We start from the raw sequence: 19,757 nt of genomic DNA on the forward strand, positions 1-19,757 counted from the left end.
GGGCACCGCGGGTACCGGGGACGCATGGCACTCCGCAACGCCGCGGTCGCGGCCGCCGGGCAGTGGACCGACCCCGACGACGGCATCCGCTACCCCAGCGGCGAGGTGCACGCGTGGGAGCGCGGGCGCAACGAGACGGTCTGCGGCCTGTCGCTGTCCCGCTCGCGGCTGGCCCGGTTCCCGCACGTGAGCTGGGCCGACGTGCAGCCGGAGTCCGGCCGGCACGCCGAGGAGGTGCAGGCCGTCTGCCGCCGCTGCCGCGCCGCGCTCGGCGCCCGCCGGGACGACCGGGGATGGACGCGCACGAACCCCCGCCCCTGACCCCCGCTTCGTAGTACACCTGTACCAGGCGCGAGCAGGGAGGCCGTCGTGGATTTCCTCGTCGTGGCACTGGTCCTGGCCGTCGCCGTCGGTGCGCTCGCCGTCGGCGCCGCGCACGCCTCCCGGCCGGAGGACCCGTGGGGCCCGAGCGTGCTCCGCCTCGCCCCCATCGCGTTCGTCGCGGGCGCCGTCCTGGCGCTGTGGGGCGGCACCGGCTGACCGACTCCTCCGGCGGACACCCGTTCGCGCAGGAAACCTCTCGGCCTCCGAGGCGTTACCGTTCCAGATGCACGTCGTGCCCCCGGCAACGGCGCCGGGGCGTAGCGGAGGTGGGAACGCAACGATGGAGACCACGGTGGTCGACGTCCCCGAGCGGGGACGGTTCGAGGTGCGGGTCGGCGAGCGCGTCGTCGGACTGGCCAGCTACCACGTCGAGAACGGCACGATGGCCCTGCCGCACACCGAGGTGGACCCCAGCATGGGGGGTCGCGGACTCGGCAAGGTCCTGGTGGGTGGCGTCCTCGACGCCGCCCGCGAGCGCGGACTGCACGTCCTGCCCTACTGCTCCTTCGTGCGCCACTACATCCAGCAGCATCCCGAGACGCTCGACCTCGTCGCCGACGACGACAAGCCCCACTTCGGGCTGGCCACCGCCGACCGCTGACCCGGCGCTGACCTGCGGCCCCGCGCCGGGCGACCTAACCTGGCGCGGGTGCCGACAGCCCTGCTCTGGTTCCGCCGCGACCTGCGGCTGCGCGACCACCCGGCGCTGGTCGCCGCGGTCGAGGCGGCCGGCCGGGACGGCACGGTGGTGCCCGTCTTCGTCGTCGACCCGCGGCTGTGGGAGCCCGCGGGCCGGCCCCGGCGGGAGTTCCTGCGCGGCTGCCTGGCCGACCTGCGCGAGCAGACGGGCGGGGCGCTGGTGGTCCGGTCCGGGGACCCCGCGCGCGTCGTCCCCGACCTGGTCCGCGAGACGGGGGCGGTGAGCGTGCACGTGTCCTCCGACGCCGGCGTCTACGGGCGGGCGCGGGACGTGGCGGTCGAGCGGGCGCTGGGCGAGGTCCCGTTCGTCCGCACCGGTTCGCCCTACGGCGTCACCCCCGGCCGGCTGACCAAGGACGACGGCACGCCGTTCCGGGTCTACTCGCCGTTCGCGCGGGCCTGGCGGGCGCGCGGCCTGCACTCCCCCGCCCCCTTCCCCGACGACGTCGCGTGGGCCGACGGGGTCCGCTCCGAGGACCTGCCGCCGGCGCAGGACCTCGACGGCACCGTGCTGCCCCCGGCCGGCGAGCGCGCCGGGCTGGACGCGTGGGCGCTGTTCCGCGACCAGCGGCTGCTCGGCTACGCGACCGGCCGCAACACCCCCGGCACCGACTCCACCAGCCGGCTGTCGGCGCACCTCAAGTACGGCACCGTGCACCCCCGGACCCTGGTCGCCGAGGCGCAGCAGCTGGCCGGGGACCACGCCGAGGCGGTGGAGAAGTTCACCGGCGAGCTCATCTGGCGCGACTTCTACGCCGACGTCCTGTGGCACCGCCCCGAGACCGCGCGGGAGCCGTTCACCCCGCAGATGACTCGCATGCAGTACGACACCGGCCCGGTCGCCGACGAGCACTTCGCGGCCTGGGCCGAGGGGCGCACCGGCTACCCGATCGTCGACGCCGGCATGCGGCAGCTGCACGGCGAGGCCTACGTGCACAACCGGGTGCGCATGATCGTGGCGTCGTTCCTGGTCAAGGACCTGCACGTCGACTGGCGCCGGGGCGCCCGGTACTTCCTCGACCACCTCGTCGACGGCGACCTCGCCAGCAACCACCACGGCTGGCAGTGGGTGGCCGGCACCGGCACCGACCCCTCGCCCTACTACCGGGTGTTCAACCCGACCCGGCAGGGGCAGCAGTTCGACCCCCACGGCGTCTACGTGCGGCGCTGGGTGCCCGAGCTGCGCGACGTCCCCGACCGGTACGTGCACGAGCCGTGGACCCTGCCCGGCGGCCCGCCCGAGGGCTATCCCCTGCCGGTCGTCGACCACGCCGAGGAGCGCCGGGTGGCGCTGGCCCGGTACCAGGCGGTGCGCGGTGCCTGAGGGCCACACCCTGTACCGGCTGGCGAGGGAGCAGTCCGAGCTGTTCGCCGGGCGGCCGGTGCACGTCACCAGCCCGCAGGGCCGCTTCGCCGCCGGCGCCGGGCTGCTCGACGGGCGGGTCCTCGAGGAGGTCACCAGCTACGGCAAGCACCTGTTCGCCGACTTCGGCGGCCACGTGCTGCACGTCCACCTGGGCCTCTACGGCACCTACACGACCGGCGTCGGCGACCCGCCGACCCCGCGCGGCGCGCTGCGGATGCGCTGGGTGGCCGACGGGCCCAAGGGCGAGGGCGTGTGGACCGACCTGCGCGGGGCGACGGCGTGCGACGTCCTCACCCAGCCCGAGGTCGACGCGATCCTCGACCGGCTCGGCCCCGACCCGCTGCGCACGCGCCGGGGCGGCCCGCTGTCGTACGCGAAGGTCGGCCGCAGCCGGACGGCGGTCGGCGCGCTGCTGATGGACCAGTCGGTGCTCGCCGGGGTCGGCAACGTCTACCGCGCCGAGATCCTCTTCCGGCACCGCATCTCGCCGTTCCGCCCCGGCCGCGACGTCGGCGCGCAGGAGTGGCAGGCGCTGTGGGACGACCTGGTGGTGCTCATGCGCGCCGGCGTCCGGATGGGCCGGATCGTGACCACGCAGCCGGCCGACCGCTCCCGCCGCTCGGGCGCGGTGCGCCGCGAGGACGCGCACTACGTCTACCGGCGCACCGGTCTGCCCTGCCGGGTCTGCGGCACCGAGGTGCGCACCGAGGAGATGGTCGGCCGCAACCTCTACTGGTGCCCCGTCTGCCAGGCGGTCTGACGGCTGCCGAGATCACGTGATCTCGTACGCCAGGGCCGACCGGGACGTACGAGATCACGTGATCTCGACGGGAGGGGTGAGCTCAGAGGGCGCCCTTGGCGGCGTCGCCGGCGGGGTGGGCGGTGAGCACCTGGACGGCGGGGCGCTCGGTGAGCTTGCCCTCGAGCCTCGCCGACAGCGCGGTCAGCGGCTCGGCCTTGCCGTGCGTGGCCAGCGCCTCGGGGCTCTCCCACTGCTCGACCATGACGAACACCCCCCGCCCCTCGTGCAGCGCGTACCGCTCGCAGCCGGGCTCCTCGTGCACCTGCGGCACCGTCTCGAGCACGGCCTGACGGACCTCGTCCACGTGCTCGGGCTTCGGGCTGATGGTGGCGACGACGACGACGGACACGGGCGGTCCCCTCTGCGGTGGGCGGTCGGCTCGCCGGGGCGGTGATCTGGCGCACGACGCCCCGGCCGGGCCAGGATGCCAGTCGTGGCCGACGACGGATCCCCCGCCCCGGGCGGCGAGCGGCCGCTGCGGGTCGCCATCGTCGGCGCCGGCCCGGCCGGCATCTACGCCGCCGAGGCGCTGACCCGCCGGGCGCCGGTCCCGGTCACCGTCGACCTGCTCGACCGGCTGCCCACCCCGTTCGGCCTGGTCCGGCACGGCATCGCGCCCGACCACCCGAAGATGCGGGCGATCCGTGACACCCTGCACCGCGCGCTGGACCACCCCGGCGTGCGGTTCGTCGGCAACGTCGAGGTGGGCACCGACGTCCCGCTCGAGGACCTGCGCGCGCACGTCGACGCCGTCGTCTACACCTACGGGGCGGCGCTGGACCGGGCGCTGGCGATCGAGGGCGAGGACCTCACCGGCAGCCTGGCCGCCACCGACCTGGTCGCCTGGTACTGCGGCCACCCCGACGCCGACCGCGCGCGGGTCGAGGCCGCGCTGCAGGGCGTGCGGCGGGCGGTGGTCGTCGGCGTCGGCAACGTGGCCCTCGACGTCGCCCGGGTGCTCTCCCGCGCCCCGCAGGAGCTCGAGCCCACCGACATGCCCCAGCACGTGCTCGACACCCTCGCCGGGACGCCGGTCGAGGAGGTCACCGTGCTCGGCCGCCGCGGCCCCGCGCAGGCGTCCTTCACCACGATGGAGCTGCGCGAGCTCGACGGGCTCGAGCGGGCCACCGTGCTCGTCGACCCCGCCGACCTCGACCTCGACCCGGCCGCCGAGGAGCGCCTGTCCGGTGACCGCAACGCCAGCCGGAACCTCGCCGTCCTGCGCGAGTGGGCCGGCCACCGGCCCGAGCCCGGCCGCGGCCGGCTGTGGCTGCGCTTCTACCGCCGGCCGGTGCGCGTCCTCGGCACCGACCGGGTCACCGGGATCGAGGTGGAGCGCACCGCCGTCGACGGCGACGGGCGGGCCGTGGGCACCGGCGAGACCGAGGTGCTGCCCACCGACCTCGTCGTCCGCTCGGTCGGCTACCGCGGGCAGGGCCTGCCCGGCCTGCCGGTCGACCCGCGCACCGGCACCGTGCCCAACGAGGAGGGCCGGGTGCTGCGCGAGGGCGCCCGCTCCCCCGGCGAGTACGTGGCCGGGTGGATCAAGCGCGGGCCCACCGGCGTCGTCGGCACCAACAAGCACGACGCCCGCGAGACCGTGGCGTCGCTGCTGGCCGACGCCGAGGCCGGGGTGATCGGCCCGCACGGCGACCGCGACGACCTGGTGTGCACGCTGCGCGCCCGCGGCGCCGAGCCGGTGCTGCTGGAGGACTGGCGGGCCATCGACGCCGCCGAGGTCGCCCTCGGTGCCACCCGCGGCCGCGCCCGGACCACGCTGCACGAGCGCGAGTCCCTGCTGGCCGCGGTGCGGGCGGCCGCGGCGCGCTAGTCCCGCACCGCCTCGATCAGGTCCCGCGCGCCCTGGGCGGAGGCCGCCGCGACGAACCGGATCAGCGTCTCGGTGTCCGGCCGCAGGGACAGCGGGTCGCCGTCCGCGGTCAGCGCCACCCCGCCGGCGGCGGCCAGCACGGCCAGCCCGCCGGCGACGTCGTGCACGTGCGTGCCGCTGCGGTCCAGGTCGTGCCAGGCGCCGGCCGAGCCGTCGGCGACCAGGCACAGGTCGACGGCGGTGCAGCCGGTCACCCGCACGCGGTGCGCCGTCGCGGGCACCCGCACGGTCCGGCCCGACGGGGCGACGACGGTGCTGCCCTCCCGCACCCGCGCCGGCACGCCGTCCCGCTGCGCGCCGGTGTCCGCGGTCCCGGCCCAGCGGCGCCCCGAGGACAGGTCGACGACGAGCCCGGCGACCGCCCGGCCGCGGTGCACCAGCGCCGCCGAGAACGCCCACGGCGGCAGGCCGGCGCGGAAGTTGCCGGTGCCGTCGAGCGGGTCGAGCACGATCCACGGGTCGCCGTCGGGCACGGCCGGGTCGGGCCGCTCCTCCGACAGCACGGGCACGCCGAGCGGGGCCAGCGTCCCGGCCGCGGCGGCGTGGGCGGCCTCGTCGGCGGCCATCGACCAGCTGCCGTCGTCCTTGCGGCGGTCGCGGCCGGTGTCGCGGGCCAGCGCCACGGCCACCTCGACCCTGGTGGCGGCCAGCGCGGCGAGGTGCGCGAACCGCGCGGTCAGCGGTGCGTCGTCCGGCGGAGGCGCCACCTCGACCACCCGGCCGGTGCCCGCGTCGCGGACCTGCGAGCAGCCCCAGGCCGCGGCGACGGCGAGCAGCGCCGCGCGGCCCGTGACGTGCGTGGAGCGGTGGAGGACGACGGCCTCGGTCGTGCCCTCGTCGGTCCAGCGGCGCCGCAGGTGCGCGGCGGCGTCGTCGCCGACCAGCAGCCGCGCGCCGGGGTCGAGCAGCTCGGGCGCCAGCGCCGCCGGGCCGACGCCCAGCAGCCGGGCCGCGGCGCGCAGGTCCTCGCCCGTCGACGCCACCCGCATCGTGCCCGCCACGGTCCCCCCGCCGTCCGTCCCCTCCCGGCACGGTAGGCCACCGGCGCGCCCGGGGTAGGGCGCCACGGTGACGGCTCCCGCGCGCCCCTCCCTCGACGACGTCGACGTCGTGTTCCTCGTCCACCGGGAGGCGCCGGAGATGCTCGCCCGGCACCACGCCGCGGTCGCGGCGGCCACCGGCCGGGGGTGGCGGGGCCGGGCGCTGCTGGTGGAGAACGCCGCCGCGCCGGCGACCTCCGCGGCCGCCCGCGCCCTCCTGCGCGACTGCCACCCCGACGCCGACGCCCGGGTGCTGTCCTCGCCGCGCAACCTCGGCTGGGCGCGCGCCATGGACCTCGCGCTCGGCGCCTGCACGGGCCGCTACGTCGCGCTGGTCAACTCCGACGGCGAGCCCGACCCCGGCATGCTGCGCCGGCTGGCCGCGGTCCTCGACGCCGAGCCGCGGGCGGTCTGGGCCGCGCCCGCGGTGCACGGCCCCGGGGAGGACGACCCGCCCGGCCCGCCGTTCCCCGCCTCCGAGCTCAGCGGCACCGCGCTGCTCGTGCGCCGCGCGGAGTTCCTCGCCGCCGGCGGCTTCGACCCCCTGTACTTCTTCTACAACGAGGACCGGGACGCCTCCCGGCGGCTGCGCGCGGCCGGGCACCTGCTGCTGCGGGTGCCCGACACCGTCTTCCGGCACGGCAAGGGCGGGCGCACCGCCCGCGGGGTGTTCCTGCGCGAGTGGCACTACGCCCGCACGGTGCAGGTGCTCCTCCCCCAGCACGCCGAGCGGCCGGTCCGGGAGACGGCGGTCTTCCTCGCCCGGCGGGGTCGCGCGGTCCTCGACCACCTCCGCGACGGCGACGCCCCCGGCGCCGCCGGGATCGTGCTGGCGCTCGCCGAGCTGCCGCGCGGGCTGGCGATGGCGGCCGCCCGCCGGCGCCGCCCGTGGGACGGCGACCGGCTGGCGGCCTGGCTGGAGGCCAACCGCCTCGACGTCAGCCCGGGTCGCTGAGCCCGTCCCGGCTCAACCCGAGTTCCGGAGCGCCGTCGCGATCCCGTTGATCGTCAGCTGGATGTTGCGCCGCACCAGCTCGTCGTCGTCCCCGGTCCGGCGCCGGCGCAGCATCTCCACCTGCAGGTGGTGCAGCGGCTCCAGGTAGGGGAACCGGTTGCGGATCGACCGGGCCAGCGACGGGTTGTCGGCCAGCAGGTGGTCGTCGCCGGTGACCGCGAGCAGCACCCGGCAGGTGCGCTCGTGCTCGGCGGTGATCTGGTCGAACACCCGCGCCCGCAGCTCCTCGTCGGGCACCAGTCCCGCGTAGCGGGCGGCGAGGTCGAGGTCGGTCTTGGCCAGGACCATCCCCATGTTCGACAGGACCGTCCGGAAGAACGGCCACCGCCGGTGCAGCTCCTGCAGCCGCGCCAGCCGCGCCGGGTCGTCCCCGATCCAGGACTCCAGCGCCGACCCGGTGCCGTACCAGCCGGGCAGCATGATCCGCGCCTGCGACCAGCTGAACACCCACGGGATGGCCCGCAGGTCGGCGATCCGGTCGCCGGCCTTGCGCGAGGGCGGGCGGCTGCCGATGTTCAGCTCGGCCAGCTCGCGGATGGGCGTCGCGGCGCGGAACCACTCCACGAACCCCGGGGTCTCGTGGACCAGGGCCCGGTAGGCCGCCTGCGCGCGGGCGGCGAGGTCGTCGAGCAGCGCGTAGGCGTCCTCGGCACCGTCGCCGAGGCCCTCGACGTCGAGCAGCGTGGCCTCCAGCGTCGCCGCCACCAGCGCCTCGAGGTTGCGGCGGGCGAGGTCGGGCTCGCCGTACTTGGCCGCGATGACCTCGCCCTGCTCGGTGAGCCGCAGCGCACCGGCCACCGCGCCGGGCGGCTGGGCGCGGATCGCCTCGTAGCTCGGGCCGCCACCGCGGCCGACCGTGCCGCCGCGGCCGTGGAACAGCCGCAGCCGGATGCCCTCGCCCCGCGCCACCTCGACCAGCGCGAGCTCGGCCCGGTACAGCGCCCAGTTGGCGGCGAGGTAGCCGCCGTCCTTGTTGCTGTCGGAGTAGCCGAGCATGACCTCCTGCGCGTCGCCGCGGTTGGCCACCAGCGCCCGGTACACCGGCTGGGCGAGGACGGCGGTCATCGTCTCCCCGGCGCCCTGCAGGTCGGCGATCGTCTCGAACAGCGGCGAGATGCCGACCGGGCAGGTGGGGCCGTCCTCGCCGTCGGGGTCGAGCAGGCCGACCTCCTTGAGCAGGACGGCGACCTCCAGCACGTCGCTCACCGACTCGCACATGCTGATCACGTAGTTCGGGATCGCCCGCGGCCCGAGCAGCGCGACCTGCCCGGCGGCGGCCTCCAGCAGGTCCAGCTCCCCGCGGGCCAGCTCCGACAGCTCGGCGCCCGGGCGCACCAGCGGCCGGCGCATCCGCAGCTCCCCGGCCAGCAGCTCCACCCGGGCGGCCTCGTCGAGGGAGGCGTAGTCGGGGCAGACGCCGGCCCAGGCCAGCAGCTCGGCGAGCACCTCCTCGTGGACCGAGGAGTTCTGCCGCATGTCCAGCCCGGCGAGGTGGAAGCCGAACACCTCGACGGCGTCGCGCAGCCGGGCGAGCCGGTCGTCGGCCAGCGCTCCTGCGCCGTGGCTGCGCAGCGAGGCGTCGACGACGGCGAGGTCGGCGAGCAGCTCGTCAGGGGTGTCGTAGGGGTCGAGCTCCGCGATCGGCGGCACGCCGGGCACCCGCCCGACGACCCGCTTGGCGGTGGCGGCCAGCCGGGCGTGCACGCCGTTGAGCGCCCGCCGGTAGGGCTCGTCGGCGCGGAACGGCGAGTCGTCGCGGGAGGCCTCGGCCAGGTGCGCCAGCTCCGGCGTCGGCGTGACCAGCCGGTCGGACATCGACAGCTCGCGGTACAGCTGCACCAGCTCGCCGAGGTGGTGGGCCAGCGCCGTCTCGGCCTGGCGGGTGCTGGCCCGGCGGACGGCGTCGGCGGTGACGAACGGGTTGCCGTCGCGGTCGCCGCCGATCCACGAGCCCGGCTGCAGCACCGGCTGGGTCGGCAGGGCGGCGTGCGGCCAGCGCTCCCGCAGCGCGCGGCGCAGGTCGGCGTTGATCTCGGGGACCACCCGGAACAGCGACAGGTCGTAGTAGCGCAGCGCCTCGTCGATCTCGTCGGCCAGCCGCAGCCGGGACAGCCGCAGCAGCGCCGTCTGCCAGAGGGTGAGCACCGCCCGCTCCAGCTGCGCCGACCAGGCGGCCTCGTCGACCTCGCCCGGCGCCATCCGGTCGCGCTCCCGGATCAGCTCGGTGACCTGCTGCTGCACCTGGGAGACCGTCTTGCGGCGCACCTCGGTGGGGTGCGCGGTGACCACCGGGACCACCAGCGCGCCGGTCAGCTCCCGAGCGACGACGTCGGGGTCCAGGTCCGCCCGGTCCAGCAGCGCGAAGGTGGCCGCGAGGCTGCCCGGCTGCGGCGGCGACCCGGCCCGGCGGTGGTGCCGGCGGCGGCGCTCGTGGTGCAGGTCCTCGGCGAGGTTGGCCAGCAGCGAGAAGTGGCTGAACGCGCGGATGACGTGGTTGGCCGCGCGGACGTCGAGGTCCCCCATGCGGGCGGCGACCTCCGCGCGGTCGGTCTCCGAGCGGCGGACGGCGAAGGCCTGCACGCGCGTGGACTCGACCAGGTCCAGGACGTCGTCGCCGCTCTGCTCCCTGATCACCTCGCCGAGGACCCGGCCGAGCAGCCGGATGTCCTCGCGCAGCGGGGCGTCGTCGGCCCGGCCGTCCCCCTCCGGGGTTCGCCCGGGCAGGCGCAGGTCGGCGACGTCGACGGTGGCTTCCGACATGCGGGCAGTATCGGCCCCCCATGTGACGCGCGGGTGTCCCGGGGGAAGCTCCCCCGCGTGCTGACGCTGCGCGCCACCCCCGCCGACCCCGCCCGCGCCGACCACGGCGAGGGCCCCACCTGGGACGACGCCCGCTCCGAGCTGCTGTGGGTCGACATCAGCGCCGGGAGGGTCCGGCGGGCCGCCCTCGACGGCGACACCCTCACGGACACCGGCTCGCTGCACGCCGGCGACACCGTCGGCGCCGTCGTCCCGGCCGCGGGCGGCGGGTGGCTGGCCGCCGCCGGCGCGGGCTTCACCCACCTCGCCGAGGACGGCACCGCGCGGGTGCTGCTGGAACTGGCCGGCGAGGGCGGCGGCCCGGACGACGGCGGCACCCGCATGAACGACGCGAAGTGCGACCGCGCCGGCCGGTTCTACGCCGGGACGATGGCCTTCGACCAGCGCCCCGGCGCCGGCACCCTCTACCGGCTGGACACCGACGGCACCGTCACGACCGTCCGCGAGGGGCTGACCGTCTCCAACGGGCTGGGCTGGTCGCCGGACGACCGCACCGTCTACCTCGCCGACTCCGGCCCCGGGCTGGTGCACGCCTTCGACCACGACCCGTCCTCCGGTGCGTGGAGCCGCGGGCGGGTGCTGCTGGAGACCGGCGGTCCCGACGGCGTGGCCGACGGCCTCACCGTCGACGACGAGGGGTGCCTGTGGACGGCGATGTGGGGCGGCGGGCAGGTGCGCCGCTGGTCACCGGAGGGCGAGCTGCTCGCCGTCGTCGAGGTGCCGGTGGCCAACACCTCCAGCTGCGCCTTCGCCGGACCGGACCGCGGCCTGCTGGTGATCAGCACCGCGCACGGCGACGGTGACGAGGACGCGGCGGGGCGGCTGTTCACCGTCCGGCCCGGCGTCACCGGCGCGCCGGCCGACCCCTACCGCGGCCCGCTCAGCGGCCTGCGCCGGCTGGTCTAGCTCCCCTGGAGCAGGGCCAGCGCGGCGGCGGCGAGCCGGTCGCCGGCCGCGGCGCCCCGCTCGAACTCCTCCGCGGCGCCGGGGAGGTCGCCGCGGTCGGCCAGCAGCACGCCGAGGTTGTGGTGGCAGTACGCGTCGCCGGCCTGGATCCCGGCGCGGTATGCCTCCTCGGCGGCCTCGTCGTCGGCGAGCAGCTCGCGGTAGAGGTTGCCCAGCGGCAGCCAGGCCACCTGCTCGCCGAGCTTGGCGCCGCGCTCGAGCACCGACCGGGCCTCCTCGGGGCGGCCGGTCTGCAGCAGCAGCGCGGCGAGGTCGGCGCGGGCGGCGGCGAAGTGGGCGGCGCCGGTGCGCAGCCGGTCCTCCAGGGCCGGGTCGAGGGTCGCGCACCACTGCCAGCAGGCGGCGACGGCGTCGGCCTCGGCGTCGCCGGCCGCGGCCAGCTCCTCGGCGACGTCCAGGGCCTGGTCCCGCTCCCCCTGCTCGCGCAGCAGGAAGGCCAGCTGCAGGCCGCCCGCGGTGTCACCCGCCTCGGCGGCACCGCGGTAGGCGGCCATGGCCCCCGCGAGGTCGCCGAGCTGCTCGAGCACCAGCCCGAGGTTGCGCCAGGCGTCGTCCTCGCCCCCGGCCAGGGCGACCTCGTAGGCCTCGGCGGCCTCGGTCCAGCGCTCCTGCGCGGCGAGGCTGTTGCCCAGGTCGTAGTAGCCGGTGACGTCGCCGAGCTCCGCCGCGCGGCGGAAGCACCACTCGGCGTCGGTCTGCCGGCCGGCGTCGGCGAGGTCGCAGCCCAGGTCGATCAGCTCGTCGGCGTCCTCGGAGGCCTGCAGCCGCCAGAGGCGCGCGTCCAGGTCCTCGGTCATGGCGCCGATGATGGCCGGGCTGACCTGGGCGCACGCCCTCCGCAGGGGTGAGGTCACCCCAACGTGTCCGGTGCTCGTCCGGGCGGGTGTCCCGCCGCCCGGCGCTCAGGCCTGCCCGGCCCGCAGGGCCTCCCGCAGCTTGGTCTTGCCGCTGGTCCGGAGCAGGGCTCCGGAGTACACCCGGCCGCCCAGCCGGACCACCAGCGCGATCGCCACCAGCATGAGGGCGACGGCCACGCCCACCTCCCACGGCGCGACGTCGCCGGCCGCCTGGCGCACCGGCATGACCATCGGCGACAGCCCCGGCACGTACGAGGTCACCGCGGCCAGCGTCCCGTCCGGGTCGCTCGCCGCCTGGACCGCGACGACGAACCCGGCGACCAGCACCAGCGACGCCGGCGTCAGCACGCTGCCGAGGTCCTCCTGCCGGCTGACCAGCGAGGCGGCGACGGCGAACAGCGACGCGTAGAGCGCGTAGCCGAGGACGAACCAGAACAGCAGCCACAGCACCGTGCCGACCAGCTCGCCGGGCAGGTCGACGACGTCGAAGGCCAGCGCGCCGCCGACCCCGATCGCGGCGATGACGGCGATCTGCCCGAGGCCCAGCACGCCGAGGCCGAGGATCTTCCCGGCCAGCAGCTGCCACGGCCGCATCGTGGCCAGCAGCAGCTCCACCACCCGGCTGGACTTCTCCTCGACGACGCCCTGCGCGACGAACTGGGCGAAGAGGATGAGCAGGCTGTAGAGCACGACGACGCCGACGATCGCGACCACGACGCCCTGCCCGTCGTCGTCGCCGTCGAGCGCGGTCACCGACAGCTGTGGCAGGTCGGCGGGGTCGACGCCGGCCTGCGCCAGCGCGTCGGTGAGCGCGACCGCCCCGACCGCGCCGGACACGACCGCCTCCAGCGTGGTGTCCGGCTCGCGGACCACCAGCTCGGGGGCGGCGGCCGCGCCGACCAGGGCGCCGTCGACGTCCTCGGACTCGACGGCGGCGCGGGCGGCGTCGTCGGTGTCGAACCGGACCACCTCGACGTCGACGCCGAGCGCCTCGCCCTGGGCCTCGAGGGCCTGGCCCACCCGCCCGGGCTCGGCGGCGACGCCCACCCGGCTGGTGTCCCCGCCGGAGTTGACGACGATCTGGAAGACCAGCACGCCGAGGATGAGCACGATCATCAGCACCGAGCTGGCGATGAACGTCTTGTCGCGGATGCGCGTGGAGACCTCGCGGGCGGCGACCAGGCGGACCAACTGCGCGCTGGAGAGCGGGGAGCTCACGCGGCCACCTCCTCGCGGTCGGCGGCCTGCTGCGCCGGGTCGGCGACGGCCTCGCGGAACAGCTCGACCAGCGTGGCCTCCCGCCAGGCGAAGTGCGTGACCCGGCCGGTGCGCACCGCGGCGGCGAGGACCTGCTGGTCGTCGGCGCCCGCGGCCAGCTCCAGCAGCGTGTCACCGGCCCGCTCGGAGACGACCCGGACGCCGGGCACGGCGGCGGCCCAGCCGGGCGCGGCGTCGGGGGCGACGACCCGCAGCAGCCGCCCGGCCTCGCGGCGGCGCAGCTCCTCGACGGTGCCCGTGGCGACCATGCGGCCGCGGGCGAGGATGCCGACGGAGTCGCACAGCCGCTCCACCAGGTCGAGCTGGTGGCTGGAGAACACGACCGGCACCCCGGCCCGGCACTGCTCGAGCAGCGCCTCGGCCAGCGCGTCGACGCCGACCGGGTCCAGGCCGCTGAACGGCTCGTCGAGGATGAGCACCTCGGGCCGGCTGACGAGCGCGGCGGCCAGCTGCACCCGCTGCTGGTTGCCCAGCGAGAGCTTCTCGACGGGGTCGCCGCGGCGCGCGGCCAGGCCCAGCCGCCCGGACCACTCCTCCGCGGCGCGGGCCGCGGCGGCGGCGCCCATGCCGTGCAGCCGGGCGAAGTAGGCCAGCTGCTCGCCGACCCGCATCTTGGGGTAGAGCCCGCGCTCCTCCGGCATGTAGCCGATGCGCCGGCGGGTCTCCTCGTCCAGCGGCCGGCCGCGCCAGCGCACCTCGCCCGCGTCGGCCCGGGCCAGGCCCATGGCGATGCGCATGGTCGTCGTCTTCCCGGCCCCGTTGGACCCGCAGAAGCCGAACATCGAGCCGGGGGCGACGGTGAAGCCGACGCCCTCCAGCACGCGGTTGTCCCCGTAGCTCTTGTGGAGCCCGTCGAACTCGAGCACCGTGCCTCCGTCCCATGATCCCCGTGCGCGGCGACGCTATCGGTCGAGGCGACGACGCCCGCCCGACCGGGACCGTGTCCCGCCGCGCGCCCGGACCACCGGGAGGGACCCCCGGGGTGCCACCGTCGACCCGTGGACCGGGACGACGGACTGCGCCTGACCCTCAGCCGCGTGCTCGGGGCGCCGCCCGGGCGGGTGTTCCGCGCGCTGACCGAGCCGGGCGAGCTCGTGCGCTGGTGGGGACCCCGGGGGTTCATGCTGGTCGGCGCCGAGGTCGACCTGCGGGTGGGCGGCCGCTACCGGTTCACCGTGCAGCCGCCGGGAGCTCCCCCGTTCCACCTGTCCGGGCGGTTCCTGTCCGTCGACCCGGGCCGCGGGCTCTCCTACACCTTCCGGTACGAGGAGCCCGCACCCGACGACCGGGAGACGGTGGTGACGCTCGTCCTCGGGGACCGCGGCACCGGGACCGTGCTGTCCCTGACCCAGGAGCCGTTCGCCACGCGGGAACGGGAGGACCTGCACCGGGCCGGCTGGTCGGACAGCCTCGACCGGCTGGCGGAGGCCCTCGCGAGCTGAGCGGATCCGGACGGCCGCCGGCTCCCCTCGCGCTCCGGCGTCCGCTGCGGTGTCATCAGGCCCATGAGCCAGGAGAACGTCCCCGCCAGCCCGCCGTCGGGCGTCGGGCTGGACGGGCTGCGCCAGGCCGCGGCCGGCTGCCGGGCCTGCGAGCTGTGGGAGCCGGCGACCCAGACCGTGTTCGGGGAGGGCCCCGAGACCGCGCGGATCGTGTTCGTCGGCGAGCAGCCCGGCGACCAGGAGGACCGCAGGGGCGAGCCGTTCGTCGGCCCGGCCGGCCGGCTGCTGGACCGGGCGCTGGCCGACGCCGGCATCGAGCGCAGGGACGCCTACGTCACCAACGCGGTCAAGCACTTCCGCTTCACGCCGACGCCCAAGCGGCGGATCCACCAGTCGCCGGGCGCCGAGCACCTCCGGGCCTGCCGGCCGTGGCTGGAGGCGGAGTTCGAGGTGCTCAAGCCCGAGGTCGTCGTCTGCCTGGGCGCGACGGCGGCCAAGGCGCTCATCTCGCCGTCGTTCCGGATCACCAAGGAGCGCGGGAAGCTCATGCCGTGGACGCCGCCGGGCGTCGCCCGCGCCGAGGCCGGCGACGACGAGCCGGAGGAGGACGAGCCGGCGCAGACCTGGATGCTCGCGACCGCGCACCCCTCGGCGATCCTGCGGACGCCGGACGACGCCCGCGCCGCGGCCTTCGACGCCCTGGTGGCGGACCTGCGGGTCGTCGCCGGCGCCCTGGCCTAAGCGACCCGGGACGCCCGGAACAGCCGGAACGAGGGCACCAGCAGCGCGACCACCGCCATCGCGACGACGACGACCACGCCGCCGGAGACCATCGCGACGCCGACGCCCGCGGCACTGGCCACCGCGCCGGCCCGCAGGTCGCCCAGCCGCGGCCCGCCGGCCACGACGACGATGAACACGCCCTGCATCCGCCCGCGCATCTCGTCGGGCGCGGCGGTCTGCAGCATCGACGAGCGCAGCACCGCGCTGACCATGTCCCCGGCGCCGGCGACGGCGAGGAAGAACACCGCCAGCCACAGCGACTGCGCGAGCCCGAACCCGATGATCGCTACACCCCACACGGCGATCGCGGCGAGCACCACCGCGCCCTGCCGGTCGACCCGCGACACCCAGCCCGACGTCAGGCCCATGAGCAGCGCGCCGATGGAGATGCCGGCGAACAGCCACCCGTAGGCGTTGGCCGAGCCGGCGTACCGGTCGGCGGCGAGCTCGGGGAACACCGCCTGCGGCCAGGCGAACAGCATCGCGATGACGTCGACGACGAAGGTCATGAGCAGCACCGGCTGGGTGCGCAGGAAGGCGAAGCCCTCCCCCACCCCGCGGACGGCGGCCCCCAGCCGCAGCGGCCCGGTGTTCCCGCCCGGCGGCAGCGGCGGCAGCCCGCGCACCAGGAGCACGGCGACCAGCAGCGTGGCCGCGTCGACGGCGTAGGCGACGAACAGGTCGCCCAGGCCGATGAGCAGCCCGGCCACCAGCGGGCCGACGATGACGCCGACCTGCCGCACGGTCATCGCCAGCGCGTTGGCCGCCGCCACGCCCTCCGGCCCGACCAGCGCCGGGATCACCGCGCTGCGGGCGGGCTGGTTGACCGCGGTGAAGCCGGAGACCGCGGCCACGAGCAGCCACAGCAGCCAGAGGTTCCCGCCGCCGGGCAGCAGTGCCTGCAGGGCCAGCAGCGCGCTGGTCACCGCCGAGCCGACCCCGGTGACCAGCATCAGCTTGCGCCGGTCCATCGCGTCGGCGATCGCCCCGCCGAGCAGGCCGAAGACCACCAGCGGCACCAGCGAGACCATCGACGTGATGCCGACCAGCAGCGAGTCGCGGGTGATCGCGTACACCTGCACGGGGACGGCGACCAGCGTCATCTGCTGGCCGACCGTCGTCGCGGTCAGCCCCCAGAACAGCCGCCGGTAGCCGGGGTTGCGCAGCGGGCTGGTGTCCAGCGCCCAGCCGCGGCGGCGCGGGGCGGGCTCCGGCACGGGCACCGGCTCGGCGACCTCCCCGGGCTCGACCGGGTCGACGGGCAGCTGCCCGGTGGGGTCCTTCCTCACGGGGCGAGGCGCTGGAGCACCCAGCCGCCGCCCTCCTCGTCGTCGCGGACGAACCGCAGCCGGTCGTGCAGCCGCCCGGGGCCGCCCTGCCAGAACTCGACGGTCCGCGGCACCACCCGGTAGCCGCCCCAGACCGGCGGCCGGGGCACCTTCTCCGTCGTCGTCTCCTCGTCGAGCAGCCGCACCCGCGCCTCGAGCTCCTCCCGGGAGTCGACGACGGTCGACTGCACCGAGGCGACCGCGGCCAGCTGCGCCTCGCGCGGGCGGGGGTCCCACAGGTCGTCGGAGGCGGCGCCGCCGATCCGCTCGACCCGGCCGGTCACCCGGACCTGGCGCTGCAGCGCGTGCCACGGGAAGACCAGCGCCGCGCGCGGGTTGGCGGCCAGCTGCGCGCCCTTGGCCGAGGCGTAGCTGGTGCCGAAGACGAAGCCGGCCTCGTCGTAGCCCTTGAGCAGCACGATCCGCGCGTCGGGGGCGCCGTCGGCGTCGGCCGTGGCCACGACCACCGCGTTCGGGTCGGGGACGTCGGCGGCGACGACGTCGCGGAACCAGGCGTCGAACTGCTCGACCCAGGTGGGCGCGAGGTCCTCCTCGCGCAGCCCCGGGCGGTCGTAGTCCCTGCGCATGCGGGAGAGGTCGGCCACCCCGCCATGCTGACACCGCGCCGGGGGCCGGGTGCGGAACGGCTCCCGCTGGGCGGCAGCCCCGGATGGAACGGAGGCGGCCGCTGGGCCTAGTGTCGCGGTGCAGTCGTGCGCCGCTGAACGTGCGGGCACGAGGTCCGCGCGCGCAGAGGAGCATGCGAGATGGCCGACGACTTCGTACCCGGCCTGGAGGGCGTCATCGCCTTCGAGACCACGATCGCGGAGCCCGACAAGGACGGCGGTTCCCTCCGCTACCGCGGGGTCGACATCGAGGACCTGGTCGGCAAGATCACCTTCGGCAACGTCTGGGCGCTGCTGGTCGACGGCAAGTTCGGCCCCGGCCTGCCCCCGGCCGAGCCGTTCCCGATCCCGGTGCACAGCGGCGACGTGCGCGTCGACGTCCAGGCCGCGCTGGCGATGCTCGCCCCGTTCTGGGGCTACCGCCCGCTGCTGGACATCAGCGACGACGAGGCCCGCGACCAGCTGGCCCGCGCCGCGGTCATGGCGCTGTCCTACGTCGCCCAGTCCGCGCGCGGCATCGGCGTCCCGGCCGTGCCGCAGAGCCGCGTCGACGAGGCCGCGACCATCGTCGAGCGGTTCATGGTCCGCTGGCGCGGCGAGCCCGACCCCCGCCACGTCGCCGCCGTCGACGCCTACTGGACGTCGGCCGCCGAGCACGGCATGAACGCCTCCACCTTCACCGCCCGCGTCATCGCCTCCACCGGCGCCGACGTCGCCGCCGCCATGTCCGGCGCGATCGGCGCGATGTCCGGCCCGCTGCACGGCGGCGCCCCCTCGCGCGTGCTGCACATGCTCGACGGCGTGGAGCAGGCCGGCGACGCGGAGAAGTACGTCAAGGACCTGCTGGACCGCAAGGAGCGCCTGATGGGCTTCGGGCACCGGGTCTACCGGGCCGAGGACCCCCGCGCCCGCACGCTGCGCAAGGCCGCCAAGGAGCTCGGCGCGCCGCGCTTCGAGGCCGCGCTGGCGCTGGAGAACGCCGCGCTCAAGGAGCTGCGCGAGCGGCGTCCCGACCGGCCGATCGAGACCAACGTCGAGTTCTGGGCGGCGATCGTCCTCGACTTCGCCGAGGTCCCCAGCCACATGTTCACGTCGATGTTCACCTGTGCCCGCACCGCCGGCTGGTGCGCGCACATCCTGGAGCAGAAGCAGACCGGCCGCCTCGTGCGCCCGTCGGCCCGCTACGTCGGGCCGGCCGCGCGCAAGCCCGAGGAGGTCGACGGCTTCGACACCATCACGGTCAAGGCCGTCAACGAGGCCGCCCCCGCCTGACCCGCGGCCGCACCGCCCGTCGAGGAGCACCCACCGGCATGAGCACCACCATCCCCGCCGACCTGCTGCCCGCCGACGGGCGGTTCGGCTGCGGCCCGTCGAAGGTCCGCCCGGAGGCGCTGCGGGCGCTGGCGTCCGACGGCGCGGCGTTCATGGGCACCTCGCACCGCCAGGCCCCGGTCAAGGGCTTGGTCCGGCAGGTCCGCGAGGGGCTGGCCCAGCTGTTCGACCTGCCCGAGGGGTACGAGGTCGTGCTCGGCAACGGTGGGTCGACGGCGTTCTGGGACGCCGCCGCGCTGGGGCTGGTGCGGCGGCGCAGCGCCCACGGCACCTACGGCGAGTTCTCCGCGAAGTTCGCCTCCGCGGTCGCCGAGGCGCCGTTCCTCGAGGAGCCGGTCGTCGTGCGGGGCGAGCCGGGCACGCTGGCGCTGCCGACGGCGCAGCCCGGCGTCGACGCCTACGCGTGGGCGCACAACGAGACCTCGACCGGGGTCATGGCGCCGGTGGTGCGCCCGCACGGCGCCGACGACGACGCACTCGTGCTGATCGACGCCACCAGCGGCGCCGGCGGCCTCCCGGTCGACGTCGCCGAGGCTGACGCCTACTACTTCGCGCCGCAGAAGTCCTTCGCCTCCGACGGCGGGCTCTGGATCGCGCTGATGAGCCCGGCGGCGCTGGAGCGGGTGGCGGAGGTCAAGGCGTCGGGGCGGTGGATCCCCGGGTTCCTGGACCTGTCGATCGCCGTCGACAACTCCACCAAGGACCAGACCTACAACACCCCCGCGGTCGCGACGCTGTTCCTGCTCGCCGACCAGGTCCGCTGGATGCTCGGCCTCGGCGGGCTCTCCGGCGCGGTCGCCCGCAGCCGGGAGTCCTCGAGCCGGCTCTACGGGTGGGCGGAGAAGACCCCGTACACGACGCCGTTCGTCGCCGACCCGGAGCAGCGCAGCCTCGTCGTCGGCACGGTCGACTTCGACCCGTCCGTCGACGCCGCCGAGGTGGCGAGGGTGCTGCGGGCCAACGGCGTGGTCGACGTCGAGCCCTACCGCAAGCTCGGCCGCAACCAGCTGCGGGTCGGCATGTTCCCCGCCGTCGACCCCGACGACGTCAGCGCGCTGACCGCCTGCATCGACTTCGTCGTCGAGCGCCTCTGAGGAAGGACCCCCTCGCAGGGTCCCGCCACTCGCG

At 76.3% G+C, this 19,757-nt stretch carries 20 protein-coding genes; 12 read left to right on the top strand and 8 right to left on the bottom strand.

Annotation, left to right across the window (positions count from 1 at the left end):
* The first annotated feature begins 24 nt into the window (after positions 1-24).
* From ACI798_RS16040 to ACI798_RS16060, 5 genes are all read left to right on the top strand, one after another.
* A complete protein-coding gene (locus ACI798_RS16040; protein WP_110004333.1) occupies positions 25-321 on the top strand; it encodes a hypothetical protein in 297 nt (98 codons plus the stop codon).
* 48 nt (positions 322-369) lie between these two features.
* A complete protein-coding gene (locus ACI798_RS16045; RefSeq protein ID WP_456941787.1) occupies positions 370-540 on the top strand; it encodes a hypothetical protein in 171 nt (56 codons plus the stop codon).
* Positions 541-664: 124 nt separating this feature from the next.
* On the top strand, positions 665-985 hold the full coding sequence (locus ACI798_RS16050) for a GNAT family N-acetyltransferase (RefSeq protein ID WP_456941788.1): 321 nt from the start codon (positions 665-667) through the stop codon (positions 983-985).
* Between the two features lie 48 nt (positions 986-1,033).
* Complete coding sequence (locus ACI798_RS16055; protein ID WP_457048376.1) at positions 1,034-2,407, top strand: cryptochrome/photolyase family protein; 1,374 nt, start codon at positions 1,034-1,036, stop codon at positions 2,405-2,407.
* Positions 2,400-3,209, top strand: coding sequence for an Fpg/Nei family DNA glycosylase (locus ACI798_RS16060; RefSeq protein ID WP_456941790.1), 810 nt, complete (start codon positions 2,400-2,402; stop codon positions 3,207-3,209). Before ACI798_RS16055 ends, ACI798_RS16060 begins: the two co-directional genes overlap by 8 nt.
* An 82-nt stretch (positions 3,210-3,291) precedes the next feature.
* On the opposite strand, the gene ACI798_RS16065 is transcribed toward ACI798_RS16060, so the two are convergent.
* The gene (locus tag ACI798_RS16065) at positions 3,292-3,600 is read right to left on the bottom strand and encodes a putative quinol monooxygenase (protein WP_456941791.1); all 309 of its coding nucleotides are present in this window, start codon (positions 3,598-3,600) and stop codon (positions 3,292-3,294) included.
* A 75-nt stretch (positions 3,601-3,675) separates the two neighbouring features.
* Between ACI798_RS16065 and ACI798_RS16070 the strand changes: the two genes are divergently transcribed.
* Positions 3,676-5,082, top strand: coding sequence for an FAD-dependent oxidoreductase (locus ACI798_RS16070; RefSeq protein WP_456941792.1), 1,407 nt, complete (start codon positions 3,676-3,678; stop codon positions 5,080-5,082).
* Here ACI798_RS16070 and ACI798_RS16075 read toward each other — a convergent pair.
* Entirely contained in the window at positions 5,079-6,131 is a 1,053-nt protein-coding gene (locus tag ACI798_RS16075; protein WP_456941843.1) for an inositol monophosphatase family protein, read from the bottom strand. The genes ACI798_RS16070 and ACI798_RS16075 overlap by 4 nt on opposite strands.
* 79 nt (positions 6,132-6,210) lie before the next feature.
* On the opposite strand from ACI798_RS16075, the gene ACI798_RS16080 reads away from it, so the two are divergent.
* On the top strand, positions 6,211-7,137 hold the full coding sequence (locus ACI798_RS16080; protein WP_457048377.1) for a glycosyltransferase: 927 nt from the start codon (positions 6,211-6,213) through the stop codon (positions 7,135-7,137).
* A 12-nt stretch (positions 7,138-7,149) separates the two neighbouring features.
* Here the strand turns inward: ACI798_RS16080 and ppc are convergent, their stop codons facing one another.
* Positions 7,150-9,957 carry a phosphoenolpyruvate carboxylase gene (gene ppc / locus ACI798_RS16085; RefSeq protein ID WP_457048378.1) on the bottom strand — a complete coding sequence of 936 codons (2,808 nt, stop codon included), beginning with the start codon at positions 9,955-9,957 and terminating at the stop codon, positions 7,150-7,152.
* A 57-nt stretch (positions 9,958-10,014) separates the two neighbouring features.
* On the opposite strand from ppc, the gene ACI798_RS16090 reads away from it, so the two are divergent.
* The gene (locus ACI798_RS16090) at positions 10,015-10,923 is read left to right on the top strand and encodes an SMP-30/gluconolactonase/LRE family protein (protein ID WP_457048379.1); all 909 of its coding nucleotides are present in this window, start codon (positions 10,015-10,017) and stop codon (positions 10,921-10,923) included.
* Here ACI798_RS16090 and ACI798_RS16095 read toward each other — a convergent pair.
* The 3 genes from ACI798_RS16095 to ACI798_RS16105 all read right to left on the bottom strand — a co-directional run bounded on the left by ACI798_RS16095 (position 10,920) and on the right by ACI798_RS16105 (position 13,984).
* Complete coding sequence (locus tag ACI798_RS16095) at positions 10,920-11,780, bottom strand: tetratricopeptide repeat protein (protein WP_457048380.1); 861 nt, start codon at positions 11,778-11,780, stop codon at positions 10,920-10,922. The genes ACI798_RS16090 and ACI798_RS16095 overlap by 4 nt on opposite strands.
* Positions 11,781-11,885: 105 nt before the next feature.
* Positions 11,886-13,058 carry an ABC transporter permease gene (locus ACI798_RS16100; protein ID WP_457048381.1) on the bottom strand — a complete coding sequence of 391 codons (1,173 nt, stop codon included), beginning with the start codon at positions 13,056-13,058 and terminating at the stop codon, positions 11,886-11,888.
* The gene (locus tag ACI798_RS16105) at positions 13,055-13,984 is read right to left on the bottom strand and encodes an ABC transporter ATP-binding protein (protein WP_457048382.1); all 930 of its coding nucleotides are present in this window, start codon (positions 13,982-13,984) and stop codon (positions 13,055-13,057) included. The genes ACI798_RS16100 and ACI798_RS16105 overlap by 4 nt, the downstream gene beginning before the upstream one ends.
* 132 nt (positions 13,985-14,116) lie before the next feature.
* Here ACI798_RS16105 and ACI798_RS16110 point away from each other — a divergent pair, with 132 nt between their 5' ends.
* Both ACI798_RS16110 and ACI798_RS16115 read left to right on the top strand, forming a co-directional pair.
* Complete coding sequence (locus tag ACI798_RS16110) at positions 14,117-14,560, top strand: SRPBCC family protein (protein ID WP_457048383.1); 444 nt, start codon at positions 14,117-14,119, stop codon at positions 14,558-14,560.
* Positions 14,561-14,623: 63 nt separating this feature from the next.
* Positions 14,624-15,301, top strand: coding sequence for a UdgX family uracil-DNA binding protein (locus ACI798_RS16115; protein ID WP_456941800.1), 678 nt, complete (start codon positions 14,624-14,626; stop codon positions 15,299-15,301).
* Here ACI798_RS16115 and ACI798_RS16120 read toward each other — a convergent pair.
* Together ACI798_RS16120 and pdxH are read right to left on the bottom strand one after the other, a co-directional pair.
* Positions 15,298-16,632, bottom strand: coding sequence for an MFS transporter (locus ACI798_RS16120; protein WP_456941801.1), 1,335 nt, complete (start codon positions 16,630-16,632; stop codon positions 15,298-15,300). The genes ACI798_RS16115 and ACI798_RS16120 overlap by 4 nt on opposite strands.
* A complete protein-coding gene (gene pdxH / locus ACI798_RS16125) occupies positions 16,629-17,276 on the bottom strand; it encodes a pyridoxamine 5'-phosphate oxidase (protein ID WP_456941802.1) in 648 nt (215 codons plus the stop codon). The genes ACI798_RS16120 and pdxH overlap by 4 nt, the downstream gene beginning before the upstream one ends.
* A 162-nt stretch (positions 17,277-17,438) precedes the next feature.
* On the opposite strand from pdxH, the gene ACI798_RS16130 reads away from it, so the two are divergent.
* Together ACI798_RS16130 and serC are read left to right on the top strand one after the other, a co-directional pair.
* Positions 17,439-18,569: a citrate synthase 2 gene (locus ACI798_RS16130; protein WP_456941803.1), complete on the top strand. Its 1,131-nt coding sequence runs from the start codon at positions 17,439-17,441 to the stop codon at positions 18,567-18,569.
* Between the two features lie 38 nt (positions 18,570-18,607).
* Positions 18,608-19,723 carry a phosphoserine transaminase gene (gene serC, locus ACI798_RS16135; RefSeq protein WP_456941804.1) on the top strand — a complete coding sequence of 372 codons (1,116 nt, stop codon included), beginning with the start codon at positions 18,608-18,610 and terminating at the stop codon, positions 19,721-19,723.
* The last annotated feature ends 34 nt before the right edge of the window (positions 19,724-19,757 follow it).

This window comes from Geodermatophilus sp. SYSU D01045 (assembly GCF_054050295.1).